The organism is Streptomyces musisoli, from assembly GCF_016741855.1.
Taxonomy (GTDB): Bacteria; Actinomycetota; Actinomycetes; order Streptomycetales; family Streptomycetaceae; genus Streptomyces; species Streptomyces musisoli.
Window position 1 is genome coordinate 58036 of the sequence record NZ_JAERRH010000019.1, and the last position, 13989, is coordinate 72024.

At 68.0% G+C, this 13989-nt stretch carries 16 protein-coding genes and 1 pseudogene; 7 read left to right on the forward strand and 10 right to left on the reverse strand.

Annotated elements, in window-relative coordinates; translation table 11 throughout:
- Positions 1–123: 123 nt before the first annotated feature.
- The 5 genes from JK361_RS33090 to JK361_RS33110 form a co-directional block, all read right to left on the reverse strand.
- The gene (locus tag JK361_RS33090; RefSeq protein WP_307787375.1) at positions 124–594 is read right to left on the reverse strand and encodes a S26 family signal peptidase; all 471 of its coding nucleotides are present in this window, start codon (positions 592–594) and stop codon (positions 124–126) included.
- Complete coding sequence (locus JK361_RS33095; RefSeq protein ID WP_236053941.1) at positions 591–2453, reverse strand: ABC transporter ATP-binding protein; 1863 nt, start codon at positions 2451–2453, stop codon at positions 591–593. Before JK361_RS33095 ends, JK361_RS33090 begins: the two co-directional genes overlap by 4 nt.
- On the reverse strand, positions 2450–2992 hold the full coding sequence (locus tag JK361_RS33100) for a TlpA family protein disulfide reductase (protein ID WP_201825421.1): 543 nt from the start codon (positions 2990–2992) through the stop codon (positions 2450–2452). Before JK361_RS33100 ends, JK361_RS33095 begins: the two co-directional genes overlap by 4 nt.
- Before the next feature lie 14 nt (positions 2993–3006).
- A complete protein-coding gene (locus tag JK361_RS33105) occupies positions 3007–3558 on the reverse strand; it encodes a MauE/DoxX family redox-associated membrane protein (protein ID WP_201825423.1) in 552 nt (183 codons plus the stop codon).
- Between the two features lie 105 nt (positions 3559–3663).
- The gene (locus tag JK361_RS33110; RefSeq protein ID WP_184963198.1) at positions 3664–3846 is read right to left on the reverse strand and encodes a hypothetical protein; all 183 of its coding nucleotides are present in this window, start codon (positions 3844–3846) and stop codon (positions 3664–3666) included.
- Positions 3847–4486: 640 nt separating this feature from the next.
- Between JK361_RS33110 and JK361_RS33115 the strand changes: the two genes are divergently transcribed.
- The 3 genes and pseudogenes from JK361_RS33115 (at position 4487) to JK361_RS33125 (ending at position 5312) form a co-directional block, all read left to right on the forward strand.
- Positions 4487–4642 (forward strand): hypothetical protein, encoded by a 156-nt coding sequence (locus tag JK361_RS33115; protein ID WP_201825425.1) that lies wholly within the window; start codon positions 4487–4489, stop codon positions 4640–4642.
- Positions 4643–4645: 3 nt separating this feature from the next.
- Positions 4646–4801: pseudogene (locus JK361_RS33120) on the forward strand (GNAT family N-acetyltransferase); the annotation flags it as partial.
- 1 nt (position 4802) lies between these two features.
- Entirely contained in the window at positions 4803–5312 is a 510-nt protein-coding gene (locus tag JK361_RS33125; protein ID WP_201825427.1) for a hypothetical protein, read from the forward strand.
- Between the two features lie 284 nt (positions 5313–5596).
- Here JK361_RS33125 and JK361_RS33130 read toward each other — a convergent pair whose 3' ends face one another.
- From JK361_RS33130 to queC, 5 genes are all read right to left on the reverse strand, one after another.
- Positions 5597–6112, reverse strand: a complete 516-nt coding sequence (locus JK361_RS33130) for a VUT family protein (protein WP_201825429.1) — start codon at positions 6110–6112, stop codon at positions 5597–5599.
- Between the two features lie 384 nt (positions 6113–6496).
- The gene (locus JK361_RS33135) at positions 6497–7270 is read right to left on the reverse strand and encodes a GTP cyclohydrolase I FolE2 (RefSeq protein WP_201825431.1); all 774 of its coding nucleotides are present in this window, start codon (positions 7268–7270) and stop codon (positions 6497–6499) included.
- 4 nt (positions 7271–7274) lie between these two features.
- Positions 7275–7631, reverse strand: a complete 357-nt coding sequence (gene queD / locus JK361_RS33140; protein WP_201825433.1) for a 6-carboxytetrahydropterin synthase QueD — start codon at positions 7629–7631, stop codon at positions 7275–7277.
- Positions 7631–8266 carry a 7-carboxy-7-deazaguanine synthase gene (gene queE, locus JK361_RS33145; RefSeq protein WP_201825435.1) on the reverse strand — a complete coding sequence of 212 codons (636 nt, stop codon included), beginning with the start codon at positions 8264–8266 and terminating at the stop codon, positions 7631–7633. Before queE ends, queD begins: the two co-directional genes overlap by 1 nt.
- Positions 8267–8268: 2 nt before the next feature.
- Complete coding sequence (queC, locus tag JK361_RS33150; protein ID WP_201825437.1) at positions 8269–8964, reverse strand: 7-cyano-7-deazaguanine synthase QueC; 696 nt, start codon at positions 8962–8964, stop codon at positions 8269–8271.
- A 456-nt stretch (positions 8965–9420) separates the two neighbouring features.
- Between queC and JK361_RS41630 the strand changes: the two genes are divergently transcribed.
- Genes JK361_RS41630 through dbpB (JK361_RS33170) form a run of 4 tightly spaced genes read left to right on the forward strand, consistent with a single transcriptional unit; the run spans position 9421 to position 13487 of the window.
- Entirely contained in the window at positions 9421–9984 is a 564-nt protein-coding gene (locus JK361_RS41630) for a hypothetical protein (RefSeq protein WP_236053943.1), read from the forward strand.
- On the forward strand, positions 9981–11114 hold the full coding sequence (gene dbpB, locus JK361_RS33160) for a DGQHR domain-containing protein DpdB (RefSeq protein WP_201825441.1): 1134 nt from the start codon (positions 9981–9983) through the stop codon (positions 11112–11114). Before JK361_RS41630 ends, dbpB (JK361_RS33160) begins: the two co-directional genes overlap by 4 nt.
- Entirely contained in the window at positions 11111–12331 is a 1221-nt protein-coding gene (dpdA, locus tag JK361_RS33165) for a tRNA-guanine transglycosylase DpdA (RefSeq protein ID WP_201825443.1), read from the forward strand. Before dbpB (JK361_RS33160) ends, dpdA begins: the two co-directional genes overlap by 4 nt.
- 52 nt (positions 12332–12383) lie before the next feature.
- Positions 12384–13487: a DGQHR domain-containing protein DpdB gene (gene dbpB / locus JK361_RS33170; RefSeq protein WP_201825445.1), complete on the forward strand. Its 1104-nt coding sequence runs from the start codon at positions 12384–12386 to the stop codon at positions 13485–13487.
- Positions 13488–13989: the final 502 nt, after the last annotated feature.

Genomic DNA, 13989 nt, shown 5'->3' on the forward strand with positions numbered 1-13989 from the left:
GTATGGGCCGGCGGTCGACCGGGCTCAAGCTCACCACGGACAATCCGTGCCGGTCCGGGCACCGCGTAGCCGTGAGGTCTCCTGTACCGCGGGCGCGGAACGGAGGCACCGGACGTGCGGGATTCACCGCCGGTGGGCGTCCTCGGACCGGGGCAGGGGTCGCGTCACCACTCCGAGCACGTCGCCCAGCGGGAAGAAGCCCAGCTGGCGTGAGTCCACGCTGGCTGCGGTGTTGTCGCCGAGGAGCACCACGCGGCCCGACGGCACCCGCCCCCCGTGGCCCTCCGCGAGCGGGGGGACCGACCCGGACGGCACAGGCTCCCCCGGCACCGCCGCCACCCTCTTCACGATCAGCGGGCTGTGCCGGTCCTCCCGCCAGATCGCCGGTGACCGGGGTCGCAGCACCACCACGACCTGTCCCCTGCGCACCGTACGGGTACGGCGTACCAGCAGCCGGTCCCCGTCGTGGTGCGTCGGGGTCATGCTCGTCCCCCGAACGGTGACGACGAGCAGACGGCGGGCGGCGGCAGCCCCGCAGGCCGCGAGTACGGCCAGCATCAGCGCCGGCACTCGGACGTCCCGCCCGCCGGTCACGGTGACACCTCCCTCAGCGCTGCCTCCCCGGACGGCCCGGCGGCGTCGGGCAGGTAGCCCGTGGCCTGGAGGGCGAAGAGCCGCGCGTACTCGCCTCCGACCGCCAGCAGCCGCGCGTGGTCGCCGCGCTCGACGATGCGCCCACCGGAGAGGACGACGATGACGTCGGCATTGCGGAGCGATCCCATCCGGTGGGAGATCAGGACGCTGGTCCGGCCCCGGCGGTGCCGCGCGATCGCGGCGTGGATCTCGTACTCGGCCTCGGCGTCCAGTCGCGCCGAGGGTTCGTCGAGGATCATCAGGTCCCGCGTGCCCCTCAGGAAGGCCCGCGCCAGAGCCAGACGCTGGCTCTGCCCGCCGGACAGCAGCACACCCGACTCGGGGTCGTCCTTGTCCTCTTCCATGAAGAACGTCCTGGTGAGCGGTGTCTGATAGCCCTTCGGCAGCTCCTTGAGGGTGTCGTGCGCCCCGGCCCGTCGCGCGGCCGACACGATCTGCTCCTCGTCGTCGATCGCGCCCAGGTCGCCCAACGCGATGTTCTCGGCCGCCGTCAGGTCGTACTGCACGAAGTCCTGGAACACCGCGGTGATCCGGTCGCGCAGCTCCGCCGGATCGACCTCGCGCAGGTCGACACCGTCCCACAGGATGGTGCCCCGGGTCGGATCGTAGAAGCGGCACAGCAGTTTCACCAGTGTCGTCTTGCCCGACCCGTTGAGTCCTACCAGGGCCAGCGAACTGCCGTGGGGAATGGTCAGGTTGACGCCCCTGAGGACCCACGGGTGCCGCTCCGAGTACCGGAACCACACGTCGCGCAGCTCGATGCCCCGGCGCAGGGCGGGCAGCGGCCGGGGGTCCGGCGCGAGCACCAGGTCCGGCGGGGCCTCGATCACGTACCGGTAGTGGCTGAAGATCAGCAGTGACTCGCCGGCTCGGGCCGCCTCGTGCGCCAGCGCGGCGAACGCGGACTGGGTCCCGGCGATGGCGCCGAGGAGGAGCATGACGTCACCCGCCGACAACTCGCCCCGGTACGTCGCGCGTACCGCCCACAGCAGACTCCCGCCCGTCATCAGCGAGGCGAGCAGCCCGAGGCCCGACTGCACAGCGACCTCGCGACGGTCCACGGCCCGGCGGGCCGAGTTGGCCGTCCGCCGCTCGGCGAGCATCCGGTCCCGCAGGAAGCCGCCGATGGCGAAGAGGCGCACCTCCTTCGCAGCCTCGGCGTCCGCGAGGAGACCGCCGTAGAACCACTCCCGCCGCTCCGTCGCCCCGACCCGCCAGGCCACGCCCGCCCGCCGACGCGAGAGGGCGATCTCCGCACAGAGCGTCGGGACCCCGGCGGCGGCCACCAGGATCGTCAGCACCGGGTTCAGCACCAGCAGGGAACCCAGGAAGCCGGTGACCGTGATCGCGGACCGTGCCACGCCGAGTGCCGCGTCCATCACCTGTGCGGGGACGCGGCCGCCGCCCTGCCGGGCCAGTTGCAGCCGGTCCAGGAAGGCCGGGTCCTCGAAGCGGCTCAGGCCGGGGAAGCCCGCCGTCTTCGTGAAGAGCCGGGCGTCGGCGCGGAGTGCGGTACGCCGGTCCACCTCCGCGGACAGGTAGCGGCACACGTGCGGCAGCAGGGCGGCGACGGCACCGACGACCGTGAGGCCGAGCGCCGGGGCGAGCAGCGCGGCCATTCCCGCGTCCGGCCCCAGGTTATCCAGCACCGACTTGGTCAGCCAGGCCGCGGCGACCGTCAGCAGACCGGCGGCCAGACTCAGCACGCCGTACAGCACGCACGCGACCGGAGCGGCCCCGACCGCCAGGGTGGCGGCCAGCAGCAGCCCGTTCCGGCGCGCGGAGATGGACGGATTCATCGCGGGGCCGCCTCCCGCGCCAGGTCCACCACGTGGCCGGAGACGACGGTACGGTCCCGGTCCGAGCTAACGTGCAGTGTCGCGGGGAACGCGTCCACGCGCAGGGCCGCGCACACCGGCCCACCCCTCGGCTCCACCACGACCCGGGCCACCGGGCTCAGCTCCCGGACGAAGCGCTCGCACTCCTCCGGTTCGCCGACGACGACGGCGAGCATCCGGTCCCGGCCGCCGGGCTCGGCGGCCGCGTACGCGACGAGTTCGGGCAGCTTCGCCCGGCACGGCGCGCAGTTCGGGGCGAGGAAGGCGATCAGTGCCCCGTCCGGCAGCGAGGATCGGCCGACCAGTGCGCCGTCCACCGCCACGGCGGTGAAGTCGGGCAGTTCCTCTCCGGGGCGCAGCGGCGTCATCCCCCCGCCCGGTGCCGTCGCGGGCCCGGCCGGGCCGTACTCCCGCAGCTTTTTGATCACTCCGATGGTGAGCAGCAGGTCCAGTACGCACAGGATGCCGACGAGCACCACTGCCGCGGTCAGAGCAGCCATCCAGCACCTCACAGTCACTCGGTCACGGAAGGGGCGACGGGCCGGAACAGACTCACCAGGTCCTCCGCCACGGTGACCAGGCCGCCGGCAACCGCGCCCGCGCACCACGCCACCGCGACCATCCCGGGATCCGTTCCACCGGCCGGGCCGCTCACCACCGTCGCCACTACGCCAGCCCCAGCGACGGCAGCCAGCAGCCCGTTCCGTACGACATGAGCCCGGCCCAGCGGTGCGGCCGAGCGGCCGAAGCACCGGCAGCGCACGGTGGTTCCCCTGCCCACCGATCGGGCGATGCCCACGGTGAACACCGTGAGCAGCGCGGTGGCCGCCGGCAAACCCGCCAGTGTCGCCGAGGCGAACGGCAGGATCAGCGCGAGGCAGACGGCGCACTCTGCCGCGACCACCGCGAGGGCCGCAGCCCGCACGACCGACCCGGACACCGCTGCGAGGGGCCGCAGCGAGTCGGCGAAGGCGGAGAATGCCCCGGCCCTGCCGACCTTGCCGGCCACGGCGATGAGGAACACGGCGGTCAGCAGCCCGCGCACGCCGTAAGCGAAGTAGCTCATTGCCGCCTCTCAGAGGACCCGGGACCCGCCGACCGGAGCCCCGTCGCGCACAGGAGGGAGGGCACACCGAGCGGTACGCCCTCCCCGGTCACCGGGGTCCCGCCGTCAGCAGGGGTTGACCGACTCCTCGCCGACCCAGTGGCAGTTCCTGCCCCTGTCGTCGCAGCACCAGTCCTGCCAGTAGCCCCCAGCGTTGCAACGCACCATGCACCTCTGCGCGTCCGCGTCGGCGGAAGGGAGGAACCGTTCCAGGAGGGAGGTGCCGAGGTTTCCGAGCCTGTTGAGCATGATCACTCCTCGTTTCGACAGCCCCTCGTGTCCCGACGGGAGACATCCGGCAGGGAGTCGAGGGGGTCCGGACCCGACCCGGTGAACGGGCGGGGTGAACGGTGACGAGTCTGGGGAGGAGCGAGCACTGGCTTCAACGCCGGGACGGCGATCCGACACGTTCCGAACGGGTACCGAACGCCGGGCCCCGTGGGAGCATTGCTCGGGACGCATTCGCAGGTTCGATCCGTGCGCCGGCAGCCGGTCCCCCGGCAGGGGAGGACCCGGCCGTCCTGTCACGGCAGGTGGCGATGGCGCGCCATCGCCTCAGCCCCGTCAAAGCACCGCTCCACGACGTTGCGACGACCGGCCGGGCAAGCGAATCTACCTGGCTGTCACTTCCCGTCGATGCCCTTCTCCCCGATGTGGAAGATCTTGTGGCTGCCACGGGTCATGTCGACGATCAGCTGGTCGTGCTGGACTTGCACCCTCACCTGGAGCAAGTTCCTCCGTCCCCGGCGGACGCGAAGCGGGCGGTGTCAGAGCCGGACAGGATGATCCGCTACGGGCTGCGGTCCAGTTGCTCGAAGTTGTGGACGATGAGCGGCTCATCGGCCATCCGCAGCGACGAGAACAGCGGGCTGCCCGGGCGGAACGTGCCGTGCGCGGCAATGTGCAGCGGGCCGGTGTGACGGTGACGGGAACGTTCGGGCAGGCGGTGAGCACCTCGGTGAGCGCGGCCTGCTCGCCGGTGTCGATGCTCAGGCCCCACCGCGTCTTGTCGGCCACCCAGTCGGTGACGTACTGGCAGCGGTAGCCTGGCCTCAACTGGCTGGAGGCCATGCACCACCCCGAAAACCCCGCCTCCGGCCGCGTCCTGGCCAAGGCCGGGTTCACCCACATCGGCACGGCCGACCGGGACACCGAGACCGGAACCGTCCCCTACGAGCTGTACGCGCTGGAGAGCGGGGCCTGACATGAAGCTCAACGACCTCAGCCCGCTCTTGGCCCGCCGCCAAGACGGCGGCCTCAGTTTCGAGCGCTTCCGCGCCGACCCGGCACTGGCCGCCCTGCAATGGCCGGACGACGTACTGAGGGACTTCCTCTTCGAGCACGGCGACAACGGCCACTTCGTGGACGACTACGGAGACGTCGATCTGTGCGCCATCACCTGGAAGCTGGAGACGATTCCGGCCGCGGCCTTCCCCACCATGCCGACCGGCGAGAGCGACGCCGGCTGCATCGAGAGTTACGCCGCCGACCCGGTGTACTGGGTCAAGGTGCGGCCCCCGGAAGTCGGCCGGCACTGGGAAGACCACGGGACGTGGATGCGCCCGCCGCTCCTCATCGACCGGCGCCTCCTGAACCCGGCGGACAGCGGACTGCAGGTCCTGGAGGGCCGCACCCGCGTCGGAGTGCTACGCGGCCGCCTCCGCGAGCAGTTGCGCGTCGCCCCGCACCACCAGGCGTGGGTCGGACGTCCGTGAGAACCTGCCGCGTCTCGCTGCGTACGCTGCGAGCACCGAGGTGTTTTCGGTAAATCCGGGCGTGTCCAGTGTTCGGTAGCGGTTGGCCGGGCGGAGGGCTGTTTGGACAGAGCCCGTTCCACAGGGGGGACGCGTGGTAGTTCGCCTCCGAACAGGGGGTGCTGAGGCGTACACCTGCCATCCGAGAGCGGATACCTGCGCGATAGGGCCTTCACTGTCCAGTGCGTGGGCGAAGGCGATTGCGGTGAGGTCTCCTGCCATGCGTGGATGGCAGGCTGGGACGTTCAGGCGATGACGCGGTTACGGCGGCCCAGCAGCGCCAGGACTATGACGGCCGCGAGGGTCATCCACGTTTTACCGAGGATTTGGCCTGGCAGGTAGTTGAGGGAGCCGAAGGCAAGGTGGAGGAACAGGAGGCTATCGGCGAGAAGCCCCACGGCGTTTGAGGCGAGTATCGCGATGAGTAGTCCTCGCTGGCGCAGGGGTTCGTAGACGACGAAGTCCATGGTTTCAGCGACGGCGAAGGCGACCGCTGAGGCAGTGGCGAGATTGGGGTCGGCGAGGAGGTAGGAAAGGACGGTGCCGATGGCTATGGCGGCGAGGATGGCGCCACGGCCGGTCGCCTCGCGTGCAAGGTCGCGCAGGACGAGCGCCAGGCCGACGGCGTAGACGCCGGCGGGCGCGACGTAACCGAGGCCGACGGGTACCGCGCCGAAGTGAGTGACGGCCAAGTTGGCGGCCGGGATGGTGGCGATGTAGGCCAGGAGTGTGGCGATACCAGCAGGAGCGGGGGCCTTCACGATCTACTTTCTGTCTCGGTGGTGGGGTGCTGCGCTCGGCTCCAGCGGCGGACGGGCGGTGAGACGAACGTGCAGACAGTACAGCGCACGACACTGACATCCTTAAGGTGTCGGTCCGCGCTGCGGTGTTGGCGGTAAGTACCTGCCAGGGGGTCAAGGCCCTGGCAGGGCAGGCGACCGCTCTGAGGGACTCGGGTGGGTCTTTGGATAGCGAGGGCGCCGGTCAGCGTCGCGGGCGCCGGCCCGTTATTCGGGTCACGCGGCGCGTGCGAGTCGCCGGTGGGGCGACGTCTCCCGCGGGCTGGGGGTGCCGTTCCCTTGCTGCGGCAGGCGCGCGACGTAGGGCGATGGCATCCCTCTCCGGCTCGGGGCGTGTGCCGGGGTTCAGTCGGTGTAGGTCAGACTGGCGATGGCGTCGTGGCTGTGAATGCTTTCCAGATTCTTCGCCCGGATCATGTGGTTTAGCCCCTTTTCGCGGCATGTGAGGCTTATGTCGCGGATGATGTCTTCGACGAAGACGGGGTGGTCGTAGGCCTGCATGGTCACGACGCGTTCGTCGGGGCGTTTGATGAGGGGGATGACGGGGGCGGAGCCGCTGGTGCGGAGCAGGGCGATCACCTCGTGGACGGGCAGCGGGTAGGGCGTGTCACTCGTGCCGGTGACCTCGAGGGTGATCTCGCTGCGCTGGTTGTGGGCGCCGTAGTCGGAGATGGCTTTGGAACAGGGGCACAGGCTGGTGACGTGGGTGGTCACCGCCGTGGCCACCGTGCAGCTACCTTCGTCGATGCGCCCGGTGACGGTGACATCGTGGATCTGCCAGGATTCCTGCCCGCTGGCGGGGGCGGTGACCTGGGTGGCGATCGGCAGGCTGAGGGTGAGGGTGAGGGCCGGGGTGTCCAGCAGGGTGAGCCCGCGCTTGAGGACGGCGGGCAATTCCTGCGGGGTGAGGGTGGCTGCTTCCTCGTGCACAAGCGCGATCATGCGGCTCATGTGGGTGCCGCGCCGCTGTGCCTGCAGGGCGACGGTGACGGCGATGTCGGCAATGCCCTGCTGGTGGGTGTGGCCGTCGTCGAAGGTGACGGGGTAGCGCAGGCCGCTGATGCCGACCTCGTCGATGGCGATGCCTCGGCTATCGGGCTCGTTTTGGATGTCGTGCATGCCGTTACTCGCCTCGGTAGGTGCAACCGGAGGTGCAGGTTTCGCGCACGGTGATCGCGGACAATTCGGAAAGTTCGTTGATCATCCGGTCCCAGATCCAGCGAGCCAGGTTCTCGCTGGTGGGATTTTCGAGGCCTTCAATGTCGTTCAGGTAGTAATGGTCCAGTTGAGCATCAATGGGCTTAAAAGCCTGTTTGATGTCTCCGAAGTCCATTACCCAGCCCGCCTCTGTATCTACGGGTGCTTCGACGTGGACGGTGACCTTGTAGGAGTGACCGTGCAGGCGGGCGCACTTGTGGCCCTCGGGCACGTGCGGCAGGCGGTGGGCTGCTTCGAAGGTGAACTCGCGGAAGATTTCCATTACTGAATTCCCAGATACTTGTGCGTCTGGAGGGAGAGCGTCCAGCGCGGGTTCTTCATGCAGTACTCGACGACGGCGCGGGTGTGGGCCTCGCGGCCGGCGTCATCCAGCGGCTGCAGGCGGAAGTGGCGAAAGTCGAGGTGTTCGAACTGGGCGGGGTCGCCGCCGGCCTGCGGGTAGACCAGTTTGAGCTCGTCGCCGCTGGTGAGGACCAGGGTGGAGCCGATCTTCGGGCTCACGCACAGCCAGTCGATACCGCGGGGAGCGGGCCGGGTGCCGTTGGTTTCCACCGCGATCTCGAAGCCGCGGCCGTGCAGGGCATCGATGGCGTCCTCGTCCAGCTGCAGCAGGGGTTCTCCGCCGGTGCACACCACGAACCGGTGCGCGCGGTCGGCGGAGGGCCAGGCGGCCTCGACGGCGTCGGCCAACTCCTCGGCGGTGCGAAAGCGGCCGCCGCCTTCGCCGTCGGTGCCCACGAAATCGGTGTCGCAGAACTGGCAGATCGCGCGGGCGCGATCTTGTTCGCGGCCGGTCCACAGGTTGCAGCGGGAAAACCGGCAAAACACCGCCGGGCGGCCGGCGTGGCCGCCTTCGCCCTGCAGCGTGTAGAAGATTTCCTTGATCAGGTAGGTCATGCTCAGGCGCTCTGGTACTGGACGGGGTCGCTGACGCCGGCTTCGGCGAAGCCCTTCAGGCGCAGCAGGCAGGTGTCGCACTTGCCGCAGGCCCGCCCCTGCTCGTCGGGGTCGTAGCAGGAGGAGGTCAGGGAGTAGTCCACGCCCAGGCGCAGGCCTTCGCGGACGATGTCGGCCTTCGACAGCGCGATCAGGGGGGAGTGCAGCGTGATCTTGGAGGTGCCCTCAACGCCGGCCTTGGTCGCCAGGTTGGCCATGGCGGCGAACGCCTCCATGTACTCGGGGCGGCAGTCGGGGTAGCCGCTGTAGTCCACGGCCGTGACCCCGGTGAAGATGTCGCTGGCGCCGACGGTCTCGGCAAACGCGAGCGCGAAGGACAAGAAGATCGTGTTGCGGGCCGGCACGTAGGTGATCGGCACCCCCGCATCCTCCACGTCCGCGAGCGACTCGTGCTTGGGTACCTCGATGTCGGCCGTCAAAGCAGAGCCGCCGAAGACCCGCAGATCGATGTCGGCGATGACGTGGCGGGCCACGCCCTGGGCCTTGGCGACCCGCTTGGCCGCCTCCAACTCGATGGAGTGCCGCTGCCCGTAGCGGAAGCTAAGTGCGTAGGGAGTGAATCCCTGGTCCTTGGCGATGGCCAGAACCGTGGTCGAGTCCAGGCCGCCGCTCAGCAACACGATCGCGGGACGGTCCATGCTGTCACTCCCTTATCTGAAGTCCAGTTGCCTCCGTTGAGGCAGTGGCAGCCTACCGTCTTAACTACCGGCTACAGTAACCACAACAAGATACGAGTTACGGAAGCCAGAGGTCGAACCGCAGTGAACGAGTTGCCCATCGTGGTCACGTGCACGGACCGGAAGGCCTCACCCCCCGAGGCCGCTCTGCAGGCCCGCGCTCTGCCCGCGACGGACCTGCCGGAGCGGGCCGCGGAGTGGGCCCGCCGCCTTCACACTGCGCCAGGGCCGCGCCTCGCGCTGGAGGACCTGTATCAGGGGGACCAGTGGCGGCGCGCCCAAGCCCTCACAAAAGCCGCATATCGGGCTGGTTTTATTCCCCGCCTCTATGTGGCCTCGGCCGGTCTGGGCCTGCGACCAGTCTTCAGCCTCGCACCCTCCTACGCGGCGACTTTCCTGCCCCGACACGCAGATTCCGTGGCTTCCTCCAGCGCGCATGCCACCGACTGGTGGGATCATCTGCAACGCATGGACGAGGTCCACCCGTTGCCCCGGATCGCAGCCACCGCCGGCCGGGCACTGGTGGTGCTGTCCGAGACCTACGCAGCGGCCATGCACCGCGACCTTGCCGCGATGGCGACCACGGGAGCCGAGGTGATGCTGATCGGGGGCGCCTGCGATCTGGACGGCATCGTGCGCGTGCCGGCCAACGCCGCCCTGCGGCACGCCCTGGGCGGCACCCGCACCAGCTTGAACGTCCGCATGGCAGCCTCCTGGCTCGAGCACTGCACGCCCGGCCACCTCATCACCCCCAGCGCACAGGCGCGGTGGAAAGCCTGGGCCGACCAGGTTGCGCGCCCCGAACGCTACGAGCGCCAGTCGATGACGGACGAAGCGGTGATCGACTTCATCGAACAGTCGAAGGGCAGCCACCCCGGCTACTCCCGCACCCGCCTGCTGCGCCTGCTGCGCGACCAGGGAATGGCCTGTGAACAAAAGCGCTTTGCGGACCTGTACACAGCGACGATTGGCCCTCGATGACCTCTCTTGTGCTTAAGCGCCGGGCCCTGCGGATCGAGCAGCACCCCACGATCCCCCTGTACGTGTTCACCCTGGCGGCAGAAGAGGTAAGCCAAGTCGCCGACGTGGCACGCATCTCGAGGGACGAGGCCGGCAAACTGATCGGCTACCAACGCCCCGAGAAGAAGCAGCACGTGAAGCAGATCCTCGAGTACCTCGACGGCGAGGAGGTCCTGTTTCCCAACGGGCTCATCATGGCGCTGCCCTCGAGGGTACGGTTCAAGTCCAGTCCAGGCCCGGGCAGCAGCGACGGGCTGTGCACCTCGGGCACGCTGGAGATCCCCCTGCCCGACGCCCCCGACGCCCCGCGGCCGGCCTGGATCGTCGACGGCCAGCAGCGCAGCCTCGCCCTGGCCCGCACTCGCAACGCCCGCCTGGCCGTGACCATCGCTGGCTTCGTCGCCGAAGACCTAGAAACCCAGCGCGACCAGTTTCTGCGCGTGAACACGGTCTCCCCGCTGCCCACCAACCTGGTCACCGAACTTCTCCCGGAAGTCGGCACCCTGCTACCGACCAAGCTCTCCGCCCGCAAACTCCCCGCCGTCCTGGTCGAAGCCCTCAACCACGACAGGGACTCACCCTTTCGAGGCCTGGTGCGCCGCCCGTCCACCACGGCCGAGCAGAAGACGGACGCCGTCGTCACGGACAACAGCCTCACCACGGCCATCCAGGAATCCCTCAACTCCCCGTCAGGCGCCTTCTTTCCCTACAAGAACCTGTCCAACGGCACGGTCGACACGGCCACCATCCGCCAGATCCTCGTCGTCTACTGGACCGCGGTGCGCGACACCTTCCCCGACGCATGGGGGCTGCCGGCGACCAGGAGCCGGCTGATGCACGGCGTCGGCATCCGCTCCATGGGACGCCTGATGGACCGCGTCATGATGGCCATCGATCCCGCCTCACCCCATGCCGTGGAGTTGGCGCGGGCGGAACTCGCCCTGATCGCCCCCCACTGCCGCTGGACCCAAGGACGCTGGCCCGACCTGAACACCCCCTGGAACGAACTCCAAAACAACCCCCGCCACATCAGTACCCTGTCCAACTACCTCCTCCGTATCTATGTGCAGGAAAAGGCAAAAGCCGCGTGAAATTCTATTTCCCTGACAGCCAGGACCTGGTGAGCCCCACCTACGACTTCATCAACGACGAGTACTCACCCTACCGAGTCCGTCAGCGCGATGATGTCTACGCTCACCAGGCCGTGACGCCGATCCCGTATGACGGGATCCTCGTCAGCAAGGCGGTTGTCGACGGATCCATGAAGGGCGCAGGAAAATACTCCGCCCCGCAACGCGAGCGCCTCTACCGCCTGGGCGTGCGGAACTTCTTCCGCCTCCCCGACACCTGCTCCACCATCGGTGACTGCGGCGCCTTCAACTACATCGACGAAGAACGTCCCCCGTATGAGGTCGAGGAAGTCCTCGATTTCTACGGCCGCTGCGGATTCGACGCAGGCATCAGCATCGACCACATCATCTTCGGCTACATTCCCAAAGAATCCGACACGGAACCCGAAGCAGCGTGGGTGGAACGCCAGCAGATCTCCCTCGAACTCGCCGAAGACTTCCTCGCCGCCACCAAAAAGCACGGTGCCCGCTTCGAACCCGTCGGCGCCGCCCAGGGATGGGGACCTGACAGCTACGCCCACTCCGTCGCGCAACTGCAGAAAATGGGATACCGGCGTATCGCCCTCGGCGGCATGGTTCCCCTCAAGTCCCATGAGATCCTGGCCTGCCTCCGCGCCATCGACGAAGTGCGCAACCCCGACGCCGGACTCCATCTGCTCGGCATCAACCGCGTCGACAGTATGGAGCAGTTCGCCCGCCACGGCGTGACCAGCTTCGACAGCACCAGTGCCTTCCGTCAGGCTTTCATGGACGACCGCAACAACTACCACACCGCCACCGACTCCTACACTGCCATCCGCGTCCCCCAAGTCGACGGCAACCCCGCACTCAAGCGTCTCATCCTCTCCGGCCACGTCTCCCAAGCCGAAGCCATCATCGCCGAACGAGACTGCCTACGCGCCCTCCGTGCATTCGACCAAGAAGAAACATCACTCTCCGACGTCAAGAGTGCACTCGCCACCTACGAAGCCCTCGTACTCGGCCCGAAAAAGAAAAGCTACCTCGAGCACTACGAACGCACCCTCAGTGATGCACCCTGGCGCACCTGCCCCTGCGCCCTGTGCAAAAAGCACGGCATCGAAATCGCCATATTCCGCGGCAGTGAACGCAACAAACGCCGAGGATTCCACAATCTCACCGTACTCGAGGCGAAGATGAGACAACTCACCTTCGGATAAACTTTCCACACCACCTCTAGCTTTTCCGTAGAACCCCTGTCAGGAGATATGAATGGCCGACCGATATGAGCTGAGGCTTCCCGCCCTCGAAGTACGCCAAGGCAACCGAAAAATCTACTGCTTTGCCATTGACGGGAAGAAGCTCCACAGCTTCGCCGCCGTCTCCCGCGTACGTCGCGACGACGCAAGCACCCTCCAGGGCTACCAGCGCCCCGAGGTCCTCAGCCATATCCGGGGCATCCGCCGCTACCTCGAATCCGAGGACGCCATGCTCCCCAACGCCCTCGTCCTGGCCTTCGACGACACCGTCCGCTTCGAAACCGGAGTTCGCCTCAACGCCGGCGTGGACTACTCCGTCCCCGGCGTACTCGTCATCCCCGTCGACGAATCCCTCACCGAACAGAACAAGCCCGCCCTCATCGTGGACGGCCAGCAGCGCAGCGCCGCCATCCGCGACGCAGACCTCGTCGAATTCCCCGTCGCCGCCGTCGGGTTCATCGCCGACAACCAAGAAGACCAGCGATCCCAGTTCATCCTGGTCAACTCCACCAAGCCGCTGCCCAAGGGCCTCATCCACGAACTGCTGCCCGAAACCAGCGGACACCTTCCCCCCGCCTACGCCCGCCGCCGCCTGCCAGCCCAGTTGATGACTCGCCTCAACACCGACGGCGAAGGCCCCTTCTACGGCCGGGTAGCCAGCCCCACCTCACCCGACGGCAACATCAAGGACACCAGCCTGCTGCGCATGCTGGAGCACAGCCTCTTCGAAGGCGCCCTTTACCAGTACCGCAACCCCGAAGACGGCTCCGGGGACGTCGGACGCATGCTGCTGCACCTCAGGTCCTTTTGGACCATCGTGAAGGAGACCTTCAGTGACGCCTGGAAGCTCCCGCCCCGCCAATCCCGTCTCACCCACGGCGTCGGCATCCAGGCCATGGGCTTCGTCATGGACGCCCTCACCGACGGTATGCCCGCCGAAGACGTCGACTGCGATCAGGTCCGCAACGCCGTCCTCGGCCTGATGCCGGTGACCGCCTGGACCTCCGGCATGTGGCGTTTCACCGATGGCGAGCAGCGTCGCTGGAACGGCCTGCAGAACACCCCCAACGACATCCGCCTGCTCACCGACCTCTTGGTCCGCACCGTACGGGGCTGACCACCTGATCGTGTTCACCGTGCCCACGGGCACGGTGAATTACGGCAGCTGCTCGGCTGTCAGCTTCCGCACGGGGCGGTGGGTTTCGCTGCAGCCCGACGGCCGCTTTGGGCGACGCGAGGAAGCCGCCCTCGAGTAGTTGGAGGTGACAACGCATCTCCGTCGAGGGGCGGTAACCCTGGTGGCGTGGACCGAGGAGAAGGGCCGTTAGCGCAGGATGACGTTGCCGGTGGATTACCCCACCTTTGACCACCTTCTGGCTCGCAGCATCGCGTTGATCAGCGGCGCGCATTCGTCCACGCCCCATTGGCTGGTTGCCGGTGTGCAGCCTGGCGTGGTGGCATGACCGAGGCAGGCATGGCGACCCCCAGGGCTGAGTACGGTCTCCCGCGCGCTCTTTGACGAGTTCATGACTCTGGATTCATAGAGTCCGAGGAACCGTTGAAGTGTCCGGGTCAATGCGGGGCCTTCAACGACTGCAGCACGCTGCCGAGCAAGCAGT

What these genes read in the sequence shown, in the direction of transcription:
- JK361_RS33095 (WP_236053941.1), bottom strand. Translation starts at nt 2,453, where the DNA reads ATGAATCCGTCCATCTCCGCGCGCCGGAACGGGCTGCTGCTGGCCGCC.
- JK361_RS33100 (WP_201825421.1), bottom strand. Translation starts at nt 2,992, where the DNA reads ATGGCTGCTCTGACCGCGGCAGTGGTGCTCGTCGGCATCCTGTGCGTA.
- JK361_RS33105 (WP_201825423.1), bottom strand. Translation starts at nt 3,558, where the DNA reads ATGAGCTACTTCGCTTACGGCGTGCGCGGGCTGCTGACCGCCGTGTTC.
- JK361_RS33110 (WP_184963198.1), bottom strand. Translation starts at nt 3,846, where the DNA reads ATGCTCAACAGGCTCGGAAACCTCGGCACCTCCCTCCTGGAACGGTTC.
- JK361_RS33125 (WP_201825427.1), top strand. Translation starts at nt 4,803, where the DNA reads ATGAAGCTCAACGACCTCAGCCCGCTCTTGGCCCGCCGCCAAGACGGC.
- JK361_RS33135 (WP_201825431.1), bottom strand. Translation starts at nt 7,270, where the DNA reads ATGCACGACATCCAAAACGAGCCCGATAGCCGAGGCATCGCCATCGAC.
- queD (WP_201825433.1), bottom strand. Translation starts at nt 7,631, where the DNA reads ATGGAAATCTTCCGCGAGTTCACCTTCGAAGCAGCCCACCGCCTGCCG.
- queE (WP_201825435.1), bottom strand. Translation starts at nt 8,266, where the DNA reads ATGACCTACCTGATCAAGGAAATCTTCTACACGCTGCAGGGCGAAGGC.
- queC (WP_201825437.1), bottom strand. Translation starts at nt 8,964, where the DNA reads ATGGACCGTCCCGCGATCGTGTTGCTGAGCGGCGGCCTGGACTCGACC.
- dbpB (WP_201825441.1), top strand. Translation starts at nt 9,981, where the DNA reads ATGACCTCTCTTGTGCTTAAGCGCCGGGCCCTGCGGATCGAGCAGCAC.
- dbpB (WP_201825445.1), top strand. Translation starts at nt 12,384, where the DNA reads ATGGCCGACCGATATGAGCTGAGGCTTCCCGCCCTCGAAGTACGCCAA.